Origin of the sequence: Saccharothrix sp. ALI-22-I (assembly GCF_001984175.1) — a bacterium.
In the GTDB taxonomy this organism is placed as follows: domain Bacteria; phylum Actinomycetota; class Actinomycetes; order Mycobacteriales; family Pseudonocardiaceae; genus Actinosynnema.
Genome location: NZ_MTQP01000064.1, coordinates 315922 through 338830 on the forward strand (window position 1 = coordinate 315922; position 22909 = coordinate 338830).

Here is a 22909-nt window from a genome sequence, read left to right on the forward strand (position 1 = left end):
TGGTGTGGGGCGCGGAGATTTTCGTGGCCTCGTCGGCCCACCCACGGGCCATCGGGGGCGGGTTGGCCTGGTGGCCAACCCCCGCCGCGAGGTCGCGTCGATCGTTCGCACCTGTTTTTCCGGCGATCACGCTTTTCGATCGCCGGAAAAACAGGCGCGAACGATCGACTTCCCGGGCGACCGAGCCCGCGACGCCGGAGGCGGCGCAATCCAACACAGTTACGGCAGGCCTAGCTTTTGCTGGCAGTGGGGCCATGCGGAGTAGCCGCCGCGGGCGTCGCGGAGTTTGGTGGCTACGGCGATCTGCTGTTCGCGGGTGGCCTGGTGGGGGTAGGCGGCGTACTGGGCGCCGCCGTAGGCGTCCCAGGTGCCCTTGTTGAACTGGAGGCCGCCGTAGTAGCCGTTACCGGTGTTGATGGCCCAGTTGCCGGTGGCCTCGCACTGCGCGAGGGAGTCCCAGACCGCGCCGTCGGGCGGGAGCTTGGTGCCGACCTTGACCTTCTTGGCCGTCGGCTCCTTGGTGACCTTCGCGCCCAGCTTCTCGCGACCGGTCTCGACGCCGTTCTTCACGGTGACGCGGTAGGTGACGATCTGCTCGCCGGGGACGCCCGCGTCCAGGACCTCTTTCTGGCCCTTCATCATCGTGTCGTCGGGGATCTCCTCGACGGGGGGCGTGATGGCCTCCGTCGCGTTGATCACCGAGACGCCGGTGCGGGTGATGTGGACCTCGGCGCCGTTGGTGACCTTGAGGTCGATCGCCGTTTCGAGCTTGTCCTCGGGACCCAGTGACAGGTTCTCGGCCTTCAGCAGCTCGTCGACGGTGACCGCCGTCGTCTGGAGCTGCCGGGGCGCGTTGCCGCCGTCGTAGAGCGTGATGGTCTTGAGGCTCTTGACCTCCAGCGCGAGGCCGTTGAGGGGCACGTCCATGCCGCGGTCGTGGGAGAGCCAGGCGCCCTCGTCGTTGACCTGCAACTGGTTCAGTGCCTCGTCGACGGTGACCGAGCGGACCCAGCCCTCGCGTTGTTCGCCGTCCACCGTCATCTTCACCAGGCGGCCGCGGTCCAGCGAGATCTTTCCGCCGTCGCTGACCTTCGCCTGGGGGGACGGGCTCAGGGCGTCGTGCTCGCCGACCTGGATGCCCTCGTCGGCCAGGATCTCGCCGACGGTGGACTCGTAGGTGCGGACGGTCTTGGCTTCGCCGTCGACGTCGACCGTGACGGACTTGTCCATCGCGATCGCGGTGGCGCCGCCACCGGAGATGGTCACCAGCACGGTGGCGACCGCGGCCTTCAGGAAGCGCCGCTTCCACTTCCCCGCGGCTTCGACCAGTGCGGCGGGCGGGGCGCTCGGCTGTTCAATCGCCAGGCTGCCCGCGACCCGGTCCTGGGAGACCTCGTCGGGGATGATGATCGGGGGGAGGAGCGTGGTCTCGGCGTTGATGAGCCGGATCAGCTCGTCGACGTCGACGTTGGCGCCGGCCAGTAGTTCGTCGGCGTCCGGTCCGAGGACTTCCAGGACGTCGTCCGGCGTGATGGTGAACACCGTGGTGTCCCATTCGGACGGCGGGCCCGGTCTGTCCAGGACGTCCACACCGGTCATCGGTGCGACCTGTACGGGCGTAAACCAGTCGGTGTCCTCGTTGAACGAGTTCACGGGGTGCGATACCTCCTGAAGGCGCGAAGTCCGGCGACGCGCACGTTCGGTGTCGGTGGTCAGCTAGTGATCTCCGGCAACTCCCGTACGGCTCGGCTTCTCGCTTCTGGCTGTCTACGTGACCCGCCCCGACTGCGGGTGTGCCCCGTCCTAAACGTGGGGCACGGTCACGGGACCGTAACGGGTGCACGGGGGTTGTGCAAACACCCCCACATCCCTTGTGAGGTCAGTCACTCCGTTAGAGGAGCAAGACTGTCCTCCATTCGTCGTAAAGAGCATTACGACTGCGCCACGTCACCAAGATCGAAGATGCGTTCGGCGTTTCGGGTGATCTTCGAGGCCAACTCGTCGAGTGGTACGTCACGCAACGTTGCTATGTCACGGAGTGTGTAGTTCGCGCAATAGGGCTCGTTCGGGCGACCCCGGTACGGGTGAGGCGTGAGGAACGGCGCGTCCGTCTCGACGAGCATGTGGTCCTCAGGGACCCAGCGGGCGGCTTCCCTGAGGGCATGGGCGTTGCGGAACGTCGTGGTGCCCGCGAAGGAGAGGACGAAACCGCGTTCCACGCACGCGCGGGCGAAGGCGAGGTCACCGGAGAAGCAGTGGAAGACCACTGCGGACGGCGCGCCCTCGGTGTCGAGGACCTTGAGGATGTCGTCGTGCGCGTCCCGGTCGTGGATCATCAACGGCTTGGCCAGGCGCTTGGCCAGGTCGATGTGCCAGCGGAAGGCCTCGTGCTGGGCGCTTTTCGGGGCGTAGTCCCAGTAGTAGTCCAGGCCGGTCTCGCCGATCGCGACGACCCTGGGGTGCTCGGCCAGCTTCGCGAGTTCGGTCTGCTCCGGCTCACCGAAGGTGGACGTGCGGGTGGGGTGCAGGGCGACGGCGGCGAAGACCCGGTTGTCCCAGGTCGCGGCTTCGGCGGCCCAGCGGGCGGCTTTGAGGTCGTCGGCGACGGTGATCACGCGGTCCACGCCTGCTCGGGTGGCGCGATCCAGCATTTCGCGGACCTGTTCGGGGGTTTCGGCGCCGCACGCGTCGAGGTGGGTGTGGGCGTCGACCACCGGTGCCGGAAGGGGTTCCGGGACCGGTGGTCGTTCGCCGCGACGTTTGGTCACGTCGGACACTGTGTCACTTGAGGATGGGCGCCCATTCGGGGCCGGTCTCACCCAGCTCGGGGTCGAGCTTCGCGAACAGCGGTGCGGGCTTGGCCAGTGGGCGGCCCACCTCGATGGGCGTGGACGCCCACGTTGCCTGCTCTGCGGCGTAATCGCCGGTCAGCACGGGGTACTCGCGGTCCGGGACGTCCAGGTCGGTGACTTCGGTGATCTCCGGCTGGGCCGCCCACACGCCGGTGCCGCCCAGTGCCTCGTGCACCTTCTGGGCCGAGTGCGGCAGGAACGGCGTCAGCAGGGCGTTCGCGTCCTGCACGACCTGCAACGCGGTGTGCAGCACGGTGTCGCGGCGCTCGGGGTCGTCCTTGAGCTTCCACGGCTCCTGGTCGGACAGGTAGCGGTTGGCCGCGCCGACGACCTTCATGGCTTCGGAGGACGCCTGCTTGAACCGGGAGCGGCGCAGGTTCGCGCCGACCACGTCGAAGGCCTTGCGGCTCAGTTCGAGCAGGTCGTGATCGGCCTGGGTGGGGCTGGTCGGCTTGGGTACGGCGCCGACGTTCTTGTGCGCCATCGAGATCGACCGGTTGACCAGGTTGCCCCACTCGTTGGCCAGCTCGAAGTTCGTCCGGCGGACGAACTCCTCCCAGGTGAAGTCGGTGTCCTGGTTCTCGGGGCCGGCGACGGAGATGAAGTAGCGCAGGGCGTCCGGGCCGAACTGCTTGAGGAAGTCCGTGACGTAGATCACCGTGCCGCGCGAGGTGGAGAACTTCGACCCGCTCATGGTCAGGAACTCGCTGGAGACCACTTCGGTGGGCAGGTTCAGCCTGCCGAACGCGCCGGGCTCGCCGCCCTTCGCGCCCTGGCCGTTCTGGCCCAGGAGCAGGGAGGGCCAGATCAGCGAGTGGAAGACGATGTTGTCCTTGCCCATGAAGTAGTAGCCCTGGGCGTCGCCGGTCCAGAACTCCTTCCAGGCGTCCTTGTCGCCGCTGCGGCGGGCCCATTCGACGCTGGCGCTGAGGTAGCCGATCACCGCGTCGAACCACACGTAGAAGCGCTTCATCGGCTGCTCGCGCCAGCCGTCGAGCGGGATCGGGATGCCCCAGTCCAGGTCGCGGGTGATGGCGCGCGGGCGCAGGTCGCCGATGAGGTTCTGGCTGAACTTGAGCACGTTCGGGCGCCACTCGGTGCGGGTCTGGAGCCAGCCGCCGAGCGCGTCGATGAACTGCGGTAGGTCGAGGAACAGGTGCTCGGTCTCGACGAACTTGGGCGTTTCGCCGTTGATGCGGGAGCGCGGGTTCTTCAGGTCGATGGGGTCGAGCTGGTTGCCGCAGTTGTCGCACTGGTCGCCACGGGCGCCGTCGTAGCCGCAGATGGGGCAGGTGCCCTCGATGTAGCGGTCGGGCAGCGTGCGGCCGGTGGAGGGGCTGATCGCGCCCATCTCGGTCTTCGGGACGACGTAGCCGTTGCGCCAGAGGGACAGGAACAGCTCCTGGACCACCTGGTAGTGGTTGCCGGTGGTGGTCCGGGTGAACAGGTCGTAGGACAGGCCGAGGCCGTGCAGGTCGTTCGCGATCACGCGGTGGTACTTGTCCACGAGCTCGCGGGTGGACAGCCCCTCCTTCTCGGCCTGGACCGAGATCGGCGTGCCGTGCTCGTCCGAACCGGAGACCATCAGCACCCGGTTGCCCGACATGCGCATGTAGCGGGAGAACACGTCGGAAGGGACACCGAAACCGGAGACGTGACCGATGTGGCGGGGGCCGTTGGCATAGGGCCACGCCACCGCGGTCAACACGGAGGCACTCATGGGACAAGCCTACGGACGTCCTCCCAGCGGGTTTTGCCGGGATGGGCAGGTCAGCGTCGGGCTATTCCCCGTCGACCGATTCGATGTCGCCCTCCCAGATGGGGTGCAACGGGGGCACCTTGCCTTCCAGCGCCGCGTCGACGATCGCCGCCGTCCTCGGCTTCAGCCGGGACGACCGCCGTTCATGCGCCAACCGGTCACGGAAGATGGGGATGGATAACGCGGCAGCCGCGTGCTCCACCAACTTCGGTCTGAGGCTCCTCAGGCATGCGACCAGCGCGTCGGCCACCGAGTCCGCCGCCTCGGGGGCCACGGCGCCGTCCCGGGCGAGCCGTCGAATAGCGATGGCGGCGTCCGCGCGGATCCACCACTTCCTGTCCCGCAGCGCCTTCACCACGAGCGGCACCGCGGCGGGATCCGCCGTGTCGCTGAGGGACAGCACCGCGTTGAACCGGCGGATCACCATCCAACTCGACAGGTCCCGCCGGTAGTGCTCGATCGGAGACGCGCGCCGAAGCCTCGGAATCCCGTAACCCAGCCCCAGAGGGCTGCGGTAGGCCTGCCGGCGCATCCACGCGTCGACCATCCCCGGTTTTCCACTGGATCGAGCGAAGAGGTCGAGCGCGTACGAGGGATCCCGATCCGGGTCGCGCTCCGCCAGGATGCGGCACAGCACCGACGCGACCAGGGGCCGTTGGCCTGTGATCAGGGTCAGGATCTTGTCGTCCAGCCCTTCCTCCGTGCTGTCGATCAGAGACCGGATATGGGCACGCCGATCCGGCGAGTCCACGTCCAGGACGGCGGCAAGTGCGGCATCGGTTGACAACGACTTCCCCTTGGATTGGCAGTCGGGACTAATTTCCGTGCCGGCGGCGTTCCGCGTCGACGAGGTCGCGCTCGGTCATGGTCATCCGCAGCGGGATGATCAACAGGGTCATGGCGATGCCGGCGGCGGTGAAGACGGTCGGTGGTCCCCAGAGTGCCACCGCCCCGCCGCCGGCCGCCGCGCCGAGCGGGGTGGCGCCGTGGGTCGCGGTCCGGTAGGCGCCGCTCACCCGGCCGAGGCGGGATCGGGGGACGACGGTCTGCCGGACGGACAGGGCCATGACCGCCCACATGCCGCCCAGGACGCTCCCCAGCGCGGCCACCGCCAAGAGCGGCGTGTACTCGCCCGTCAGCGGGGCCAGGAAGACCGCCGCCCAGCCGACTCGCGACAGCCACAGCACGTGCTGGCGTCCGACCAGGGCTTCCAGCCGTGCGGTGAGCAGCGAACCGACCGTTGCACCCAGCCCGATCGCACCTACGACGACGCCGTATTGGGTGGTGGTCAGGTTGAGCGGGCCGGGTGGTACCGCGTACAGCACCAGGGCGGTCAGGAAGGCGGCGTTGGCGAACGTCGTGGCGCCGCTCACCAGGGCGAGTCCGCGCAGGACGGGGTCGCGGAGGATGTCGCCCATTCCCGCTGTCACGCGAGCACGAATGGGTGTCGGTCGCGGTGTCGGTTGGGGTGTCGGTTGGGCGTGGCCGATGAGCACCGCGAGGGCGGCCGCCCCGCACACGGCGCCGGCGACGAGTGACGGCACGGACGCGCCCAGGGCGAGCAGAGTGCCGGCGAACACCGGTCCGGCGAACTGGTTGGTGATCCGCGTGGCCACGGTCAGGGCGCCGTTCGCGCGGGTCCGGTCGGGGGCGGCCACCAGCGCGGGCACCGACGCTTCGGCGCAGGTGTCGACCACGACCTGCAACAAGCCGACGACGAACACCGCCGCCAACAGCACCGCCAACGTGGGCGCACCGGTTGCCGTCACCGCCGCGAGGCCCGCCATCGCGACGGCCCGGCAGGTGTTGGCGGCCACCATCAGGCGACGCCGGTCGAACGCGTCCGCCAGCACCCCCACCGGCACGCCCGCGAGCAGCCACGGCAGACCGGCCGCCACGCCGACCGCCGACACCGCGCCCGGGTCCGCCGACGTGGTGGCCGCGACGAGCACCGCCGCGGTCGCGAAGATGCCGCCCGCCGCGTCCGAGCACGCCGTCGCGGCGAGGAGAACGCCGAAGCCGTAAGAGCGGCTCAACTTCCGCTGATCACGGCGTCGTAGAGGGCCTTCTTGCTCACGCCCGCCGCCTCGGCGACCTCGGCCGCCGCCGTCTTCGTCCGCTCGCCGTCGGCCACCCGTTGCTTCACCTCGGCGACCAGGGTCTCCATCGGCGGTGTCTCGCGCGCGTCGGCGGGGGCCAGCACCACGGTGATCTCGCCCCGGACGCCCTCGGCGGCCCACTCGGCCAGTTCACCGAGGCCACCCCGCTTGACTTCCTCGTACGTCTTGGTCAACTCACGGCACACGGCGGCGCGGCGGTCGTTGCCCAACACCAGAGCGGCGTCGGCGAGGGTGTCCGCCAGCCGATGGGGCGATTCGAAGAAAACACACGTCCGTGGCTCCTGGGCCAACGCCGCGAACCACTTCTGCCGCTCCCCCTGCTTGCGCGGCGGGAAGCCGTCGAAGCAGAAGCGGTCCGAAGGCAGGCCCGAGACGGCCAGCGCGGTCGTCACGGCGGACGGTCCGGGCAGGCACGTGACCTGGATGTCCTCCGCCACGCACGCGGCCACCAGGCGGTAGCCGGGGTCGGACACGCTGGGCATGCCGGCGTCCGTCACCAGCACCACGGTCTGACCGTCGTGGAGGGCTTCGAGCAGCTTGGGCAGCCGGGCCGTCTCGACCTGGTCGTAGAAGCTGACGACCCGTCCGGACAGGGTCACGTCGAGGGCCGACGCGAGGGACCGAAGTCTTCTCGTGTCCTCCGCCGCGATCACCTCCGCCGTGCCCAATGCCTCGACCAGGCGCGGTGAAGCGTCCCGGACGTCGCCGAGCGGAGTAGCCGCCAGCACCAAACGGCCTGATCCAGATACAGGTCTCACGCCTCTCACCCTACGATCGGGCCCGTGAGCCTGATCGCACCGCAGTCCGCAGACGACGTGGTCGAGGCCGGCGAGGTCCCGCCGGCCAGCCCGCCACCGGGCAACGACCGCGAGGAGCGGGCCCGCCAGCTCGAACCCGGCCCGATGAGCACCGCCCTGAGGGGCTGGCTCGTCACGTTGACCGTGGCGCTGATCGGCGGCGTGGTGCGGTTCTGGAACCTCGGGTTCCCGACCGACAAGGGCACGCCGATCTTCGACGAGAAGCACTACGTGCCGCAGGGCGCGCAGGTGCTGCGCAACGGCGGGTACGAGGACAACCCCGGCTACGAGCTGATCGTCCACCCGCCGCTGGGCAAGCAGCTCATCGCGCTCGGCGAGTGGCTGTTCGGCTACGACGGCGTGGGCTGGCGGTTCGCGTCGGCGGTCGCCGGGACGTTGATGATCCTGCTGGTCGTGCGGATCGCCCGGCGGATGACGCGGTCGGACCTGATCGGCGCGATCGCCGGTGTGCTGCTGATCGCGGACGGCGTGAGCCACGTGCAGTCGCGGATGGGGATGCTGGACATCTTCCTGGCGTTCTTCGTGGTGGTGGCGTTCGCCTGCCTGGTGGTGGACCGGGACCAGGTGCGGTCACGGCTGGCCGTCGCGGTGCGCGAGGGCTGGGTGAACAACTCGCCGTTCGGCCCGTGGCTGGGTTTCCGCTGGTGGCGGTTCGCCGGGGGCATCGCCCTGGGGTTGGCGTGCGGCGTGAAGTGGTCCGGGCTGTGGTTCATCGCGTTCTTCGGCGTGCTGTCGGTGGTCTGGAGCGCCACCGCGCGCCGTGCCGCCGGGGTGGAGCGGCCGTGGCTGGGTTCGATCGCGAAGGACCTGCTGCCGTCGCTGTTCGCGCTGCTGGTCATCCCGATGCTGGCGTACCTGGCGACGTGGTGGGCGTGGTTCGCGTCGGAGACGGCCATCGACCGGCACGTCGCGGGGGTGAAGATCCCCGAGGACGGCTGGATCCCGGAGCCGCTGCGGGCGCTCTGGTACTACAGCAGCAACGTGCTGGACTTCCACACCAAGCTGGTGACGTCGGAGACCAACCGGCACCCGTGGGAGTCCAAGCCGTGGACGTGGCCGATGGGGCTGCGGCCGATGCTCTACTACTTCGAGGGCGCCGTCCAGGGCTGCGGCGGGCCGAGCTGCGTGGGCGCGATCATGCTGATCGGGACGCCCGCGATGTGGTGGCTGGCGTTCCCGATGCTGGCGTGGGCGATGTGGCAGTCGATCGCCAGGCTGGACTGGCGGTACGCGGCGGTGCTGGTCGGGTACGGCGCGGGCTTCCTGCCGTGGTTCCTCAACGTCGACCGGCAGATGTACTTCTTCTACGTCACGCCGATGGCGCCGTTCCTGGTGTTGGGCATCGCGCTGGCGTTGGGCGAGGTCCTCGGGCGGCGCACGGACGGCAAGGAACGCCGCGGCACCGGCCTGCTCGCCGTGGCGCTGTACGTCGGCCTGGTGGTGGCCAACTTCGTGTGGCTGTGGCCCATCCTCAACGGCATACCGATCACCCCGGAGATGTGGGACGCCCAGAAATGGCTCCCGTCCTGGAATTGATCCGGGAGGTCAGCGCGGCAGTTCGGTGAGCACGGGGTTGTGGATGCTTTCGTAGATCACCGAGCTGCGGAAGCTGATTACTTCTCGGCGTTGGCTCAGGCGGTCGATCAGGAATGCGTGCAGGTGTTCCAGGTCCTGCACGGCCAGGTGGATGAGGAAGTCGTCGTCGCCGGTGACCACGTACATCGCGGTCACCTCGGGCAGAACGCCGATGGCGGATTTGAAGTTGTCGATCACGGCGCGGCTGGTGGGGCGCAGGCGGGCGGCTACGAAGGCTTGCACGCGGCGGTTGAGGGCGCCCAGGTCCACGTCGGCGTGGTAGCCCTTGATCACGCCGCGTTCACGTAGTGCGCGGACGCGTTCGAGGCAGGTCGAGGGTGCGACGCCCAGACGTCTGGCCAGTTCGCGGTTGGTCAGCCGCGCATCCAGTTGCAGATTCCGGATGATCGCCGAATCAAGTTCGTCCACGGGCGGATCTTGTCACACGCTGCCGAATTACGTTCGGGACGGCTGGACGTGGGCGTTCAGGTGGATAGGTTTGATCTCAATCCACCGAACGAACGGACCAGACGTGCTGCCCACCAAACTCGCCCTGATCCTGCGCGACGACCTGCCGCCGAACCTCGCCGCCAACGCCGCCGTCGTCCTCGGCCTGAGCCTCGGTGCCCGCCTCCCCGAACTGCTCGGCGACGACGGCAAGGACGCCGACGGCAGCGTTCACCAGGGCCTCAACAACCACCCGGTACCGGTGCTGACCGCGTCCGGCGACCACCTCAAGACCCTGCACCGGGCCGAGGGTGTGCTGAAGATCGGTTTCACCGAGGTCGCCCGGCGGTCCCGCGCCTACGCCGAGTACCTCGAAGCCCTCGCCGAGACCGAGGACCCGGAGTTCGTCGCGGTCGCCCTCTACGGTCCCCGCGCCGAGGTCACCAAGCTGACCCGCAAGCTCCCGTTGATGGCGTGAGGCGTTCCGATCGCGGTAACGGCGGCGGGATCGGCCGCCGTCACAACGGCCTTGGTCAGCGCACGGGTCGAGTCGGCGGTTCCGGTCGGTCGATCATCTTCGTGACCGGGCCTTCCTTGCTCAGCCCGGCCTGCGACAGCCAGGTGCTCAGCTCGGACCGGATGGCCGCCAGCGACGGCCGGCGGGCCGGGTCGGCGTCGAGGGCGTTGGTGAGCAGCCGGTGGTGCGCGCTGCGCTGGGGCAGCTTCACGCACGGCTCGCCCTGGGCGGCGGCCATCAGCGACGAGATCGGGTTCTCCCGCGACCCGCGCGGCGGGTGGCCGGTGAGCGCGTAGCTGACCGTCGCGGCCAACTGCCAGGCGTCCGACGCGGGGCTGGCGGCCTCACCCCGGGCGGTCTCCGGGGCCAGGAAGTCGGGCGTGCCGACCATCATCCCGGTGGCGGTGAGGGTGCTGTCGCCCTTCGACCGGGCGATGCCGAAGTCGATCAGGTGCGCGGTGCCCTGGGTGTCCACGATGACGTTGGACGGCTTCACGTCCCGGTGCAGCACGCCCTGGTCGTGCGCGGCGGCCAGCGCGTCCGCCATGTTCACCCACAGGCGGGCGGCGAGCGTGTCGGCGAGCAGACCGCTCTTGAGCACGACGTCGGACAGCGGCTGGCCGTCGATGTACTCCATGATGATCGCCAGGCCGTCGGGGTCCTGCACGATGTCGAACACGCGCACGCAGTTCGGGTGCCGCACGGCGGCCAGAGCGCGCGCTTCACGCACCATGCGCTGCTCGGTGTCGTTGTCCGGCGCGTGCGCGAGCTTCACCGCGACCGTGCGGGCCAGCTGCTCGTCCACGGCCAGCCACACGGTGCCGAACCCGCCGCGTCCCAGCTGCCGGATGCGCCGGAACCGGCCACCCGCCGGGTTCCACACCTTGCCGGAGTCCGACACGGGCGACGACGGCGCGCTGTTCGCGCTGCTGCCGGGGCCGAACGGGAGCGGACCGGGGGTGTCGGCCAGCGGCGCCGGCTGGTCCGCGCGGATCGGCTTCGACTGTTCCACCCGGGTCGGCTTCGGCGGCTCGACGGGCACCTCGGCGATCCGCGTCGGCGGGTAGTGCCGCGGCGGCGGGGTCGGCCGGTAGGGCGGCACCGGCTGGTACGGCGGGATCTGGGCGGGCTGGTAGGGCGGCGGCTTCTCCACCTGGTACGGCGGCGGCTTCTGGGACGGCTGGTTCTGGGACGGCCCCTGCGGCTGCTGGGCCTGCGGCTTTTGCGGCTTTTGCGGCTGCTGGGGCGGCGGTGGCGTTCTCGACACCGCAGGTTGCGGGCTCGGGTTCCCGCGATCGCGACCGGGGCGGTTCAGCATGGCGGTAGTCAACCCGAAAACCCGCACAACGAGGGAGCCCAGCAGCGCGATCGGGAAAAACCCGAGCAGCAGGTGACCGACCAGCGTGACCGGCAGCTGGGACGTGGACAGCAGCAGGACCAGGAACGGCGGCCAGAACACCCGGCGCGGCCAGTTCGGGCCCAGCCGGAACGCCGAGCCCGCCTGGAGCATCACGAACAGCAGGCACAGCAGCGCCAGGACCGCCGTCACGCAGGCCGCGATCAGGTACGTCACGCCCTCCCGGCCGGTGATCGAATCGATGAACGGCGGCGCCAACAGGTACTCGCCCTGGGTGAACGCCACGCACGGCGTCTCGCTCAGCGACTCCATGCCCGGCAGGGCCCGGCCGCGCAACAGCTTGAACGTCGCCGAGAACGCCACCCACGGCAGCACCAGCGTGCTCACCACGCCGAGCACCGCGAAGATCGCGCCGGTGAACGGGCCGTAGGAGTTGCCGACGACGCGGCGGACGGTGATCGCCAGGAGTGCGGCGACCGTCGGCAGCACGCCGATCAGCGCGCCGAACGCGGTGGCGGTCCAAGCCCAGTCACCGGGGCAGACGGGCACCCCCGCCCAGCCGTGCAGCCATGCCAGCAGCGACTCGGCCAGCTCCACGACCCGCACCACCCCTTCTCGTCGTCTCTCAGAGTACGGGTGCGAGCCACATCGGCAGCGCAGTCAGGCAGTGCCGTTACACCGTCGTGCACTCGTAGCGGGTCGTTGCAGATCGGAGCGCGGGTCGAAAAGGCATTGACGACCGACGCGTCAGGCGCGGCAGGCTCCGAGTCCGACGATTTCAGAGAAGGCTCAGTTGGGTGCCTTTGCGTTTGCGGCGAGGCTGCGCGTCGCCCAATTGGTCGAATGCCTTGAGCGCCCCCAGGAAAGGTGACTTGGGGCGTCCTGCCGAATGGCTGAGGAACAGGTGTCGCTGCGCCCTGGTCATTCCCACGAACAGCAGGCGGCGTTCCTCGTCCACGGCCTCCTGGTCATCCGTGCCCGGCCAGCGCATCGGCAGCAGACCGTCCTCGCACCCGACGATGAACACGACCGGGAATTCCAAGCCCTTCGACGCGTGGAGGGTGAGCAGGGAAATGCTGTCCGCTCTCGGGTCCCACGTGTCGACCTCCACCCCCAACGCGAGGGTGGTGTGGAAGCGCTCGAAATCCGTGTCGCAGGCGACGGCCAGGGGTTTGAGCAGTTCGTAGGCGGTGTGGTCGTCGCCCGCCACGGCACGCACGCGGTCCAGGACGGTGTTGCCGGTGGCGAATTTCAGGTCGTTGGCGATCCGCGCGACGCCGGGGCGGTCTGCCAGGCGGTCGTGCGAGCGCTTCTGGAACGGCAGGCCGGACTGGGTCAGGGCCTCGACCAGCGCCCGCGACTGCCGGTCGGTCCGGTACAGCACGGCGAAGTCGGAGAAGCCCAGGTTCTGCGTGCCGTCGGACACCACCCGGCCGCTGTCGAACGCGTGGAACGACGCCCCGCCCAGCACCTGCTCGATCGTCCGCGCCACGAACGCCGCCTCGGCGGACTCCGACGACGCGTGGTGCACACCGATGGGCGCGGACCCGTGGTCCACCATCGGGCGCAGTTCGCGGCCGGGGACGAGCGACGACGGCGCGATCACCTCCAAAGCACCCGTCACGACCGGCGTCGACGACCGGTAGTTCCTGGTCAGGTGCACGGTCCGGGCGGCGGGGAAGTCCTCCTGGAACCGCAGGAAGAACCCGACGTCGGCACCGCGGAACCGGTAGATCGCCTGGTCCGGGTCGCCGATCGCGGTCAGGTTGCCGTCCGGCGGGGCGAGCAGCCGCAGCAACCGGTACTGCTGCTCGTCGACGTCCTGGTACTCGTCCACCGACACCCACCGCCACCGCGAACGGTAGGCGGTGACCAGGGCGGGCGAGTCCTCCAGCAGGGACAGCGGCAGCGAGATCAGGTCGTCGAAGTCCACCAGGTCCTGCGCCCGCAACGCCTTCTTGTACCGGTCGTCACCGGCCGCGATGAGCCCCCGCGCCTCCTTCTCGTCCGCGACGACGGACAGCGCCACCGCCAACTGCCGATCCGGGTCCGCGACACCGAACGACGCCGACAACCCCACCGACGCGTAGTGCTCACGCAGGATCAGCACACCGAGCGCGTGGAACGTCGCAACGGTCACCGCCGACGCGTGCGCGGGCGCGAGGGCGGCCAGGCGTTCGGCCATCTCCTCCGCCGCACGCCGGGTGAACGTGATCGCCAGGCACTCGGCGGCCGGCACACCTCGTGACGTCACCAGGTCCGCGATCCGGTGCGTCAACGTCCGCGTCTTCCCCGTCCCCGGCCCGGCGATGATCAGCAACGGCCCGCCGTCCACCTCGGCCGCCGCCCGCTGCTCCGGGTCCAGACCGTCCAGCAGCGAGGACCCGACCGCCTTCGGAACAGCAGCGACCGGAACGGCGGCGGGCACCGGGGCCGGGCGCGGACGCTCCACCGCGGGCGTAACCGGCGCGGCGTAGTCGAAGAGCGAGAACGCCGCACGCCGCCGCTCCAACTCCCCCGGCTCGAACACCGTGATCACGCCGTACTCGCCGTCGTACCCCGAGTCGCGCACCACCTCACCGCGCCGCAACCGGGTCACCGCCTCGGCCAGCAACGTCGAGTGCACGGCGATGTCGTCCACCGGGACGTCCTGGAGGATCACCAGCTCCGGCCCCAACGCGGCCGTCAGCTTGTCGATCTCCGCCAGCACCTTCTTGCTCTTCGGCCCGGTGCCCACGATCTCGCTCACGATCTCCGGCAACGGCACCAGGCTGGTGAACCCGGCCGCACCCTCGGGCCGCGACCCGGACGGCCGGTCGGCCAACTCCTCCACCCGGCTGAGCACCCCGACCGTCAACGGTTTGCCGCACTCGGGGCAGATCCCGTTGTGCGCCAACGTCTCCTCGGGCTCCATCCGCACACCGCACTTGCGGTGCCCGTCGACGTGGTACTTCCCCTCCTCGGGGAAGAACTCCAACGACCCGGCGAACCCGTCCCCGGTCTCCAACGCCGCCCGCACCGAGTAGTAGTCCAACTCGGTGTCGAACACCGTCGCCTCGCGCCCCAGCACCGGCGGCGAGTGCGCGTCCGAGTTGCTGACCAGCCGGTACTTGTCCAGCCCGGAGACCCGCCAGTTCATGTCGGGGTCCGAGGACAACCCGGTCTCCACCGCGAAGATGTGCGACGCCAGGTCGACGTAGCAGTCCTCGATCGCGTCGAACCCGGACTTCGACCCGAGCACCGCGAACCACGGCGTCCACACGTGCGCGGGCACCAGGTAGCCGCCGCACTCCAGCGTGATCTCCAGCAGGTCGCGCGAGTCCAACCCGAGGATCGGCCGCCCGTCGGACCCCAGGTTCCCGATCTTGGCCAGCCGGGCGTTGAACCGCGCCGCCGACGACAGGTCCGGCATGTAGATGAGGTGGTGCACCTTGCGCGTGCGGTCACCGCGCTTGTAGATCGTCGAGATCTCCACCGACAACATGAACCGCACCGGCGCCGTGGCCAGCGACGGCGGCAGCCTGCGGTCGATATCGCGGTCCAGGTCCTCGCGCAGCCGGAACAGGCCGGGCGAGGCCTCGACCAGGTTCTCGCTCAGGTGGTCGTACCAGGCGGGGTGGGTGAAGTCGCCGGTGCCCACCAGCGAAATCCCCTTGCGCCGGGCCCACCAGGTCAGGTGTTCGAGATCGCAGTCACGGCTACACGCCCGCGAGTACTTGGAGTGGATGTGGAGATCCGCCACAAAGCGCACCGGCCCGATCGTAGTGATCGACCGACAACCCCCCGGCGCACGGGCGTCTTCACACGCGATCCACAGGACCGCGCGCCACACTGCCGCCATGCCCGCCCGGATCCTCATCGCCGAAGACGACCCGAGCAGGCGGACGTGCTGCGGCGCTACCTCGAACGCGACGGCCACGTCACCGCGATAGCGCACGACGGCCGCACCGCCATCGAGATGGCCCGGCGCCGGTCGCCGGACCTGCTGGTGCTGGACCTGGTGCTGCCGGTGGTGGACGGCCTGGACGTCTGCCGCGTGCTGCGGGCCGAGAACGGCGTCCCGGTCATCATGCTCACCGCCCGCACCAGCGAGGACGACCTGCTGCTCGGCCTGGCCGTCGGCGCGGACGACCCGTTCACGGTCACGCCCACCGGCGAGCGGGTGGACGTCGTGGATGCGAAAGGGCGGTACCCGGTGGACCCCTCGAACCACCGGGCACCGCTCTTCTCACGCGGCGGGTTCGGCCACCCTCCCCTCGCCGCGGAACTGGGCCGCGAGCCGTTCGATCTCATCGTCCAACTCGCGTTCGCGCTGGTACTGCGCTTGCCGGCGGGCTTCCTCCTCCAGCGCGATGACCACCTCACGCAGCACGAAGTCCGCCAACAGCCAGGCCTTCGGCACCACGGCTCCGATGAGGAGCGTCGCGCTGTCACCGTCCACCCGGAGGTAGGACGACTCGGCGGCCGGGTAGGCCGAGTGCTCGGTCGCCCGGTCCACGACGGCCCGCAGCGCACGGTCCAGACAAACCTGCCGATCCCGCCCGCCGGCGCTGGAACCCACGATGTCCAACCGCAGCACGCTGCGGTCCAGTGCGAGTGATGAAGGTGTCACGACGTCTTCACCGTCGCCGAACTGCGCCACAAACCGGCCATCCCCACGGACCTCTCGACTGAATTCCACTGGGACGGGAAACCCGCCCGCGGCCAAACGTGAAAAACTATTCGAATTCCACTCGGGGTAGACATGCGGCCAAACCGCGCGGACCGACGCCAGTGCCGATCCCCGCACGTCAACCACGCCGGGTTTCACTCGATAGAGTGAAACCTTGCCGGGCGGGCGACACAATTTCCAGTTACCGAGACGTAAGGTGCCCACGTGTCGCCGAACGGCAATCGAATTTTAGCCGGCACGAACTGCCGGGCAGGTCACCCGAACCACAACACACATCGGAACACAAAACCCGACAACCGCAATTCTGCGCACAGCAAGTCCTCGCGCAGGACGAACAAGCGGCATTCTCCGGGCCATTCGGCGCACCAAACACCCGCACGGGTGATCACCACCAACCCGACCACCTACGAATGGGGGTCCGGGGGCAAAGCCCACCGGGCGGGGTCTGGGGTTGCACCCCCGGAAAACACGAAGGGGCGAGCCGACCTGCGCTTTCCGCAGATACAACTCGCCCCGAGAACCGTGGAGCTGAGGGGAATCGAACCCCTGACCTACTCGATGCGAACGAGTCGCGCTACCAACTGCGCTACAGCCCCGTGTTCTGTTGTCGTTCCGTTCGTGCGGGAGCAAGCATATCAGTAGCCGGGGGGTGGTTTTGCCACCCCCCTCTACTCGCCTGCCGCGCGTCGGTACGGGAGGGCCTCGGGGCCGTCCAGCTCCACGAACACCGGGTCCTCGTCGTCGGCCTCGACCACGACGGTGCCGGGGCGGATGTGGTGCTGGAACCTCGGTTGCGGGGCCAAGCCGGCCTGGTCACGGGTCGTCTCGGTGTCGTGCGAGGGTGCGGACGGCGTGCCGACGGCGTGCGGTTGCGCCTCGGTCGTCTGCCGCCCGGGGCGGCGTCGGGTCTGGCGGGCCAGGCGGCGGGCGCGGATGTCCTCCTCGATCCGCACCTGGCGGCGCAGGTACACGAGGTAGGAGACGAGCGTCACGTCCACGGCCGCGTGGCCCCACCAGGCCAGCGGGTAGAACACGCCCGCGACGACGCCGGTGACGAGGGCCGTCAGCAGCAGGGTCCCGACGACGCGGCGGCGGAAGGCGTACTTCGCCTGGGCCACGATCGCCGCGGTCTCCGGGTCGTAGCCGCCGCGGCCGGGGCGGAACGGCCGGTGGACGTAGTCGTCGTCCGGCTCGTCGTAGTCGTCGTAGTCCTCGAACTCCGCGTCGGCCTCGGGCATGGCGTCGTACTCCTCCTCCATGCTGCCGCGCGACGCGTCGGCGCGCTTGCGCGCGACCAACGGCACGAGGACGACCAACCAGGCTACGACCAGTCCCACGACGATCAGCGAGCTCGGCATCCCCGTCACCTCCCCCTACCCCGCGGCGCGCTCGGTGCACACGCCACGCTAGTCACAACAGTCACACCTGTCTCGGAGGCACGCCGACCGGCGTACGTACCAAAGTGTGGTCTATCACCCACTTTCGGGTGATCCGAATAAGCCACACGGCCCTCGGATCAGGCTGTTCGGGCGTATCCCTGTGCGACCAATCGGCGCACCAATCCCTCCGGTGACGTCTCTTCGGCGGTCATCGCGAAACACAGGTGGTCCCGCCAGTCACCCGCCACGTCGAGGTACCGCTGGAACAGCCCTTCCTCCCGGAAACCGGCCTTGGCGAGCACCCGCAGGCTGGCCTGGTTCTCCGGCCGGACGGTCGCCTCCAGCCGGTGCAGGCCGCCCTCGCCGAAGCAGTGGTCCACGACGAGCGCCAGCGCCGCCGTGGCCACGCCGCCGCGCGCCCGGTCGGCCGCCACCCAGTAGCCGACCCACGCCGACCGCAGCGAGCCGCGCACGATGTTGCCGACGGTGATCTGCCCGGCCAGCGCGCCGTCCACGGTGATCACGAACGGCAGCGCCTGGCCGCGCCGGGCCAGGGATTTCAGCGACGACCACTGCGGCGGCCAGGACAGCGCGGCGTTGCGCTCGTGCCAGCCCTCGACCGCGGTGGGTTCCCAGTCCTCCAGGTACGCCTGATCACGCAGCCTGACCCGCGACCACGCGGACGCGTCGAACAGCTTCGGCGGGCGCAGCGCCACCAGACCGGCCGCCACCCGCAGCGGTCCCAGCCGCGCGGGCCAGCCGGGGTGTCGACCGCCTTCCCACGCGAGACTCATCCGTCCCCACCGAGTTTCAATCCTTCTTGGGTTTTCATCCTCTTTGGGCGAGGAAGCTGACCAGGACCTCTTCGCCGACCGACACGTCCGTCACGTCCTCGTCGACCATGATCAGGCAGTTCGCCTCGGCCAACGACGCCAGCAGGTGCGACCCGGACGTACCCAGCGGCTGCACCAGGTACTCGCCGTTGTCCGCGTCGCGCAGCAACTGGCCGCGCAGGAAGCCGCGCCGACCCTTGGTCGAGGTCAGCGGCGACAGCAGCCGCGCGCTGACCGCCCGCCGGTACGGGTTGCGCTTGCCCAGCGCGGCCCGGATCAGCGGACGCACCAGCACTTCGAAAACGACGAGCGCGCTCATCGGGTTCGCGGGCAGCAGGAACGTCGGCACCGCGTCCGGCCCGAGCCGGCCGAAGCCCTGCACCGAGCCGGGGTGCATGGCCACCCGGGTCACGTCGACGTCGCCGAGATCGGCCAGTGCCGCCCGCACCTCGTCACCGATGACGCCCCCGACGCCACCCGCGACGACCACGATCTCGGACAGCAGCAGCCGGCCTTCGACGACCTCGCGCAGCCGGCGTGGGTCGGAGGTCAGGATGCCGACCCGGCTGACCTCGGCGCCCGCGTCGCGTGCGGCGGCGGCCAGCGCGTAGGAGTTGACGTCGTAGACCTGCCCCTGGCCGGGGGTGCGGTCTATGTCGACCAGCTCCTCGCCGATCGAGATCACCGACACCCGCGGCCGGGGGTGGACCAGCACCTTGTTCCGGCCGACGGCGGCGAGCAGGCCGACCTGGGCGGCGCCGATGGACGCGCCGCGGCGCACCGCGACGTCACCGGTCTGCACGTCCTCGCCGGTGCGCCGCACGTACGCGGCGGACGGCACCGAGCGCTGCACGGTCACCTTCGCCGGGTGCGCGTCGGTGTCGCCCCGATCGGTGTAGGCCAGGGGCACCACGGCGTCGGCCAGGGTGGGCAGCGGCGCGCCGGTCGCGACCCGGACCGCCTGGCCCGGCTGCAACCGTCTGGGCTGGCGTGATCCCGCGGGGATCTCACCGACCACGGGGAGCGTCACCGGTTCCTCGTTGGCGGCCTGCACGTCGACGCTGCGCACCGCGTAGCCGTCGACCGCGGCCTGGTCGAAACCGGGCAACGCGCGCTCGGCGACGACCTCCTCGGCGCAGAGCAGACCCTGCGACTCGGAGATCGCCACCCGCACGGGGGCGGGCCGCACGGCGGCGGCGACCACCCTGGCGAGCTGCTCGTCCACTGACCTCATAAGTTGACCCTCGTTCAGGAGTTGCCGAGGCGTTCCCGCAACCACTCCCCCAGCTCGGGCCCGTAGTCGGGGTGCTCGAGTGCGAAGTCAACCGCAGCTTTGAGGAATCCTCCCGGATTGCCCAGGTCGTGTCGCCCGCCGCGGTGGACGACGACGTGCACCGGGTGCCCCTCGTTGATCAGCAGCGCGATGGCGTCGGTGAGCTGGAGCTCGCCGCCCGCGCCCGGCGTGATGCGCTTGAGCGCGTCGAAGATCGCCCGGTCGAGGAGGTAGCGGCCGGCCGCGGCGAACGTGGACGGCGCGTCCTCGGGCCTCGGCTTCTCGACCATGCCGACGACCCGCTTGACGTCGTCGTCACCGGTGTCCCTGACGTCGAAGACGCCGTAGGCGGAGATCTGGTCCCTGGGGATGTCGAACGCGCACAGCACGCTGCCGCCGTGCTTCTCGCGGACCGCGGCCATCGTCTTGAGCACGCCGGTGGGCAGCACCAGGTCGTCGGGCAGGAGGACGGCGACGGCGTCGTCCGCGCCGGTCAGGTTGCCCTCGGCGCAGCCGACCGCGTGGCCCAGGCCCAGGGCCTTGTCCTGGATCGCGGTCTCCACGGTGAGCAGGTTCGAGGCGCGGCGCACCTTGGCGACCAGGTCGGTCTTGCCGCGCGCTTCCAGCGTCGCCTCCAACTCCGGCTGCGGGCGGAAGTACTCCGCCACCGCGTCCTTGCCGGGGGAGGTCACGATGATGAGCCTGGTCGCGCCCGCTTCGGCGGCTTCGGTCGCGACGAGTTCGATACCGGGGGTGTCTACGACGGGGAGCAGTTCCTTGGGCACCGCTTTGGTGGCCGGGAGGAAGCGCGTGCCCAGGCCTGCCGCCGGCACGATTGCTGTCTGGAAGGCGCTCATGAGCTGCGAGCGTAACGGCGCGCTTAGGGTGACCAGCCATGACGTCCGGTGAACGTGATCGGAAGACAACTCTGCGCACACGGCTGCGGGCCGCGCGGCGTAGCGGTGACGTGCCGGGGATGGCGGCCGAAGTGCTGCTCGCCGTTGCTGCTTTCGGCGTTTCTGCTGGTGAGACTGTGTGTGCGTATGTCGCTTCGGTGTCGGAGCCGGGGTCGGTGGAGATGCTGGAGGCGCTGCGGTCGCACGGGCTGCGGGTGCTGCTGCCGGTCGTGGTCGGGGAGGCGTTGGACTGGGCGGTGTACGAGGGGGAGTTGCGTCCGGGCGCGTTCGGGTTGGGGGAGCCGGTGGGGCCGCTGCTGGGTGCGGAGGCGGTCGGGTCGGCGGCGTTGGTGCTGGTACCGGCGTTGGCGGTGGATCATTCGGGGGTGCGGCTGGGCAAGGGCGGGGGCTACTACGACCGGGCGTTGCCGTTGTCCACAGGTCCGCTGGTGGCCCTTGTGCGGGACGAGGAGTTCGTGCCGTCGTTGCCCGCCGAACCGCACGATGTCCGGATGGATGCGGTGTTGACGCCCGGATTGGGCTTGGTTCGACTGCCGTTGTGACGTTGACCTGTGATGTTTGCGCCATCCATGCCGGGTGACGCATCATCGTGGTTGGCACTCGTGACGGCGGAGTGCCAACTTCAGGACTCTGTGGAGGGCCCACCGTGCCGACTTACCAGTACGCCTGCACCGAGTGCGAACACCGGTTCGACGCGGTGCAGTCCTTCTCGGACTCCGCGCTCACCGAGTGCCCGGAGTGCTCCGGCAAGCTGCGCAAGCTCTACGGCGCGGTCGGGGTCGTGTTCAAGGGCAGCGGCTTCTACCGGACCGACAGCCGGTCCTCGGCCGCCAAGAGCGAGTCTTCCTCGTCTTCTTCGGCTCCGGCCAAGAAGAGCGAGTCTTCTTCCACGAAGAGCGAGTCGTCTTCCTCGTCTTCGTCCTCCGCTCCGGCCGCCGCCGCGTCCTGAGTCGGTAGTTGTCCACAGGCCCCCGAGTTGTCCACAGCTCGGGGGTTTGTGCTGTCCCCGGGCGGGCCCGGTCCCTAGCGTCGAGATCATGCTCCTCCACCTCAGAAGGATCTTGGCGGGCCTGCTGGCCCTGGTCGCCGTCGGTGTGGCCGTGCTGCCGGACAGCCCGACGGTCGACGTGCTCGTGGCCGCGCACGACCTCGCACCGGGCGTGCCGCTGACCGCGGACGACGTGCGGGTGGTCGCCGTGCCGCCCTCCCTGTCGCCTTCGGGGACGGTGTCGCAGGCCGACGCGTTAGGCCGCGGTTTGGTGGGTGCGGCGCGGGCGGGCGAACCACTGACCGATGCCCGCTTGGCGCCGATCGACCCTGGCGTGTCGTCGGTGGCCGTGCGATTGGCCGACGCCGGGGTGGTCGGGTTACTGCGGCCGGGGAGCCGGGTGGACGTCGTCGGCGCGGATTCGCACGTGCTGGCGGCGGACGCCTCGGTGGTCGCGGTGCGGGAGGGCGAGGTGGTGGTGATCTCCGCGGACCGTGCGGCGGCCCACCGGATCGCCGCCGAGTCCCTGGCCAACCCCGTCGCCGTCACCCTCCACTGACCCCACTCGCTCACCGGCGCAGGCCTGAGCCGTTACGCTCCGCCGGCCCCCAATACCCCCGAACGGAGGAGCCGACGTGATCAAAGGCTTCAAGGACTTCCTGATGCGCGGCAACGTGATCGACCTGGCCGTGGCCGTGGTCATCGGCGCGGCGTTCACCGCCATCGTCACCGCGTTCACCACGCACCTGATCAACCCGATCATCGCGGTGTTCGGCGGCAACAACGTCAACGGTCTGGCCGTGCAGCTCGGCAACAACGAGAAGACCGTCATGGACTTCGGCGCGATCATCACCGCGTTCATCAACTTCGCGATCGTGGCGGCGATCGTCTACTTCATCTTCGTGCTGCCGATGAACAAGTTGAAAGAGCGCCGCAAGCGGGGCGAGGAGCCCGGCCCCTCCGAGCCGACCGACGTCGAGCTGCTGAAGGAGATCCGCGACCTGCTCGCCTCCCAGCGCCGGCTGTGACGTCGAAGAACCGACCTTCGGAACTGGCGTAACCAGCCGCGCAAAGGGGTCGTTCGACCGACACGGGCGGTGACCGGGCCTGCCTAGCATCGCCCGGTCACCCGCCGACGGACCCGGAGGTCCTCCATGTCATTCACCCTGCGCAGCGCGGCAGCGGCACTGGCCGTCGCGGCCGGGCTCACGCTCGCCGCCGCGCCCGCCGCCTACGCCGAGATGAGGGTCCTGTACTTCTACGACCACGACCGGTGCCGGGTGGCCCAGCTCAACTACGCCCGCGCCGGCTGGAGGATCGTGCAGGGCTGCACCGCCGACGTCTACTCCAACGGCGTGGCCTCCCGCTGGCGGCTGATGGTCGACTGACCGCCGACCACGAA

At 69.8% G+C, this 22909-nt stretch carries 21 protein-coding genes and 1 tRNA gene; 8 read left to right on the plus strand and 14 right to left on the minus strand.

Annotation, left to right across the window (positions count from 1 at the left end; translation table 11 throughout):
* Positions 1 to 219: 219 nt before the first annotated feature.
* The 6 genes from ALI22I_RS26480 to rsmI all read right to left on the minus strand — a co-directional run bounded on the left by ALI22I_RS26480 (position 220) and on the right by rsmI (position 7489).
* The gene (locus ALI22I_RS26480) at positions 220 to 1653 is read right to left on the minus strand and encodes a resuscitation-promoting factor (protein ID WP_077008226.1); all 1434 of its coding nucleotides are present in this window, start codon (positions 1651 to 1653) and stop codon (positions 220 to 222) included.
* Between the two features lie 278 nt (positions 1654 to 1931).
* On the minus strand, positions 1932 to 2768 hold the full coding sequence (locus tag ALI22I_RS26485; protein ID WP_077008332.1) for a TatD family hydrolase: 837 nt from the start codon (positions 2766 to 2768) through the stop codon (positions 1932 to 1934).
* 13 nt (positions 2769 to 2781) lie between these two features.
* Positions 2782 to 4572: a methionine--tRNA ligase gene (metG, locus tag ALI22I_RS26490; protein WP_077008227.1), complete on the minus strand. Its 1791-nt coding sequence runs from the start codon at positions 4570 to 4572 to the stop codon at positions 2782 to 2784.
* A 61-nt stretch (positions 4573 to 4633) separates the two neighbouring features.
* Positions 4634 to 5398, minus strand: a complete 765-nt coding sequence (locus ALI22I_RS26495; RefSeq protein ID WP_143532437.1) for a HEAT repeat domain-containing protein — start codon at positions 5396 to 5398, stop codon at positions 4634 to 4636.
* A 28-nt stretch (positions 5399 to 5426) separates the two neighbouring features.
* Positions 5427 to 6647 carry an MFS transporter gene (locus tag ALI22I_RS26500; protein WP_077008229.1) on the minus strand — a complete coding sequence of 407 codons (1221 nt, stop codon included), beginning with the start codon at positions 6645 to 6647 and terminating at the stop codon, positions 5427 to 5429.
* Positions 6644 to 7489 carry a 16S rRNA (cytidine(1402)-2'-O)-methyltransferase gene (rsmI, locus tag ALI22I_RS26505; RefSeq protein WP_077008230.1) on the minus strand — a complete coding sequence of 282 codons (846 nt, stop codon included), beginning with the start codon at positions 7487 to 7489 and terminating at the stop codon, positions 6644 to 6646. The genes ALI22I_RS26500 and rsmI overlap by 4 nt, the downstream gene beginning before the upstream one ends.
* Before the next feature lie 24 nt (positions 7490 to 7513).
* On the opposite strand from rsmI, the gene ALI22I_RS26510 reads away from it, so the two are divergent.
* Positions 7514 to 9085, plus strand: a complete 1572-nt coding sequence (locus ALI22I_RS26510; protein ID WP_077008231.1) for a dolichyl-phosphate-mannose--protein mannosyltransferase — start codon at positions 7514 to 7516, stop codon at positions 9083 to 9085.
* Between the two features lie 9 nt (positions 9086 to 9094).
* On the opposite strand, the gene ALI22I_RS26515 is transcribed toward ALI22I_RS26510, so the two are convergent.
* Entirely contained in the window at positions 9095 to 9553 is a 459-nt protein-coding gene (locus ALI22I_RS26515; protein WP_077008232.1) for an Lrp/AsnC family transcriptional regulator, read from the minus strand.
* A 103-nt stretch (positions 9554 to 9656) separates the two neighbouring features.
* On the opposite strand from ALI22I_RS26515, the gene ALI22I_RS26520 reads away from it, so the two are divergent.
* Positions 9657 to 10049 carry a DUF2000 domain-containing protein gene (locus ALI22I_RS26520; protein ID WP_202971076.1) on the plus strand — a complete coding sequence of 131 codons (393 nt, stop codon included), beginning with the start codon at positions 9657 to 9659 and terminating at the stop codon, positions 10047 to 10049.
* Positions 10050 to 10104: 55 nt separating this feature from the next.
* On the opposite strand, the gene ALI22I_RS26525 is transcribed toward ALI22I_RS26520, so the two are convergent.
* A complete protein-coding gene (locus tag ALI22I_RS26525; protein ID WP_077008233.1) occupies positions 10105 to 12054 on the minus strand; it encodes a serine/threonine-protein kinase in 1950 nt (649 codons plus the stop codon).
* Between the two features lie 169 nt (positions 12055 to 12223).
* The gene (locus tag ALI22I_RS26530) at positions 12224 to 15196 is read right to left on the minus strand and encodes a UvrD-helicase domain-containing protein (protein WP_077008234.1); all 2973 of its coding nucleotides are present in this window, start codon (positions 15194 to 15196) and stop codon (positions 12224 to 12226) included.
* 135 nt (positions 15197 to 15331) lie between these two features.
* Here ALI22I_RS26530 and ALI22I_RS47945 point away from each other — a divergent pair, with 135 nt between their 5' ends.
* The gene (locus ALI22I_RS47945; RefSeq protein WP_238598577.1) at positions 15332 to 16045 is read left to right on the plus strand and encodes a response regulator; all 714 of its coding nucleotides are present in this window, start codon (positions 15332 to 15334) and stop codon (positions 16043 to 16045) included.
* Between the two features lie 595 nt (positions 16046 to 16640).
* On the opposite strand, the gene ALI22I_RS26540 is transcribed toward ALI22I_RS47945, so the two are convergent.
* The 5 genes from ALI22I_RS26540 to ALI22I_RS26560 all read right to left on the minus strand — a co-directional run bounded on the left by ALI22I_RS26540 (position 16641) and on the right by ALI22I_RS26560 (position 20459).
* Positions 16641 to 16713: transfer RNA gene (locus tag ALI22I_RS26540), tRNA-Ala, on the minus strand.
* 72 nt (positions 16714 to 16785) lie between these two features.
* Complete coding sequence (sepX, locus tag ALI22I_RS26545) at positions 16786 to 17475, minus strand: divisome protein SepX/GlpR (RefSeq protein ID WP_077008235.1); 690 nt, start codon at positions 17473 to 17475, stop codon at positions 16786 to 16788.
* Positions 17476 to 17633: 158 nt separating this feature from the next.
* On the minus strand, positions 17634 to 18290 hold the full coding sequence (locus ALI22I_RS26550; protein WP_077008236.1) for a GNAT family N-acetyltransferase: 657 nt from the start codon (positions 18288 to 18290) through the stop codon (positions 17634 to 17636).
* A gap of 34 nt (positions 18291 to 18324) precedes the next feature.
* Positions 18325 to 19563 carry a molybdotransferase-like divisome protein Glp gene (glp, locus tag ALI22I_RS26555; protein WP_077008237.1) on the minus strand — a complete coding sequence of 413 codons (1239 nt, stop codon included), beginning with the start codon at positions 19561 to 19563 and terminating at the stop codon, positions 18325 to 18327.
* Between the two features lie 14 nt (positions 19564 to 19577).
* The gene (locus ALI22I_RS26560; protein WP_077008238.1) at positions 19578 to 20459 is read right to left on the minus strand and encodes a UTP--glucose-1-phosphate uridylyltransferase; all 882 of its coding nucleotides are present in this window, start codon (positions 20457 to 20459) and stop codon (positions 19578 to 19580) included.
* A gap of 38 nt (positions 20460 to 20497) precedes the next feature.
* Here ALI22I_RS26560 and ALI22I_RS26565 point away from each other — a divergent pair, with 38 nt between their 5' ends.
* From ALI22I_RS26565 to ALI22I_RS26585, 5 genes are all read left to right on the plus strand, one after another.
* Positions 20498 to 21061 (plus strand): 5-formyltetrahydrofolate cyclo-ligase, encoded by a 564-nt coding sequence (locus ALI22I_RS26565; protein WP_077008239.1) that lies wholly within the window; start codon positions 20498 to 20500, stop codon positions 21059 to 21061.
* Between the two features lie 104 nt (positions 21062 to 21165).
* Complete coding sequence (locus tag ALI22I_RS26570) at positions 21166 to 21468, plus strand: FmdB family zinc ribbon protein (protein ID WP_077008240.1); 303 nt, start codon at positions 21166 to 21168, stop codon at positions 21466 to 21468.
* A gap of 88 nt (positions 21469 to 21556) precedes the next feature.
* A complete protein-coding gene (locus ALI22I_RS26575; protein WP_077008241.1) occupies positions 21557 to 22066 on the plus strand; it encodes an SAF domain-containing protein in 510 nt (169 codons plus the stop codon).
* A 76-nt stretch (positions 22067 to 22142) separates the two neighbouring features.
* The gene (gene mscL / locus ALI22I_RS26580) at positions 22143 to 22535 is read left to right on the plus strand and encodes a large conductance mechanosensitive channel protein MscL (protein ID WP_077008242.1); all 393 of its coding nucleotides are present in this window, start codon (positions 22143 to 22145) and stop codon (positions 22533 to 22535) included.
* Positions 22536 to 22661: 126 nt separating this feature from the next.
* Positions 22662 to 22895 (plus strand): hypothetical protein, encoded by a 234-nt coding sequence (locus ALI22I_RS26585; protein ID WP_077008243.1) that lies wholly within the window; start codon positions 22662 to 22664, stop codon positions 22893 to 22895.
* The last annotated feature ends 14 nt before the right edge of the window (positions 22896 to 22909 follow it).

Coding starts and splice junctions, on each gene's coding strand:
- sepX (WP_077008235.1), bottom strand. CDS start 17,475: ATGCCGAGCTCGCTGATCGTCGTGGGACTGGTCGTAGCCTGGTTGGTC.
- glp (WP_077008237.1), bottom strand. CDS start 19,563: ATGAGGTCAGTGGACGAGCAGCTCGCCAGGGTGGTCGCCGCCGCCGTG.
- metG (WP_077008227.1), bottom strand. CDS start 4,572: ATGAGTGCCTCCGTGTTGACCGCGGTGGCGTGGCCCTATGCCAACGGC.
- ALI22I_RS26575 (WP_077008241.1), top strand. CDS start 21,557: ATGCTCCTCCACCTCAGAAGGATCTTGGCGGGCCTGCTGGCCCTGGTC.
- ALI22I_RS26550 (WP_077008236.1), bottom strand. CDS start 18,290: ATGAGTCTCGCGTGGGAAGGCGGTCGACACCCCGGCTGGCCCGCGCGG.
- ALI22I_RS26565 (WP_077008239.1), top strand. CDS start 20,498: ATGACGTCCGGTGAACGTGATCGGAAGACAACTCTGCGCACACGGCTG.
- ALI22I_RS26560 (WP_077008238.1), bottom strand. CDS start 20,459: ATGAGCGCCTTCCAGACAGCAATCGTGCCGGCGGCAGGCCTGGGCACG.
- ALI22I_RS26585 (WP_077008243.1), top strand. CDS start 22,662: ATGTCATTCACCCTGCGCAGCGCGGCAGCGGCACTGGCCGTCGCGGCC.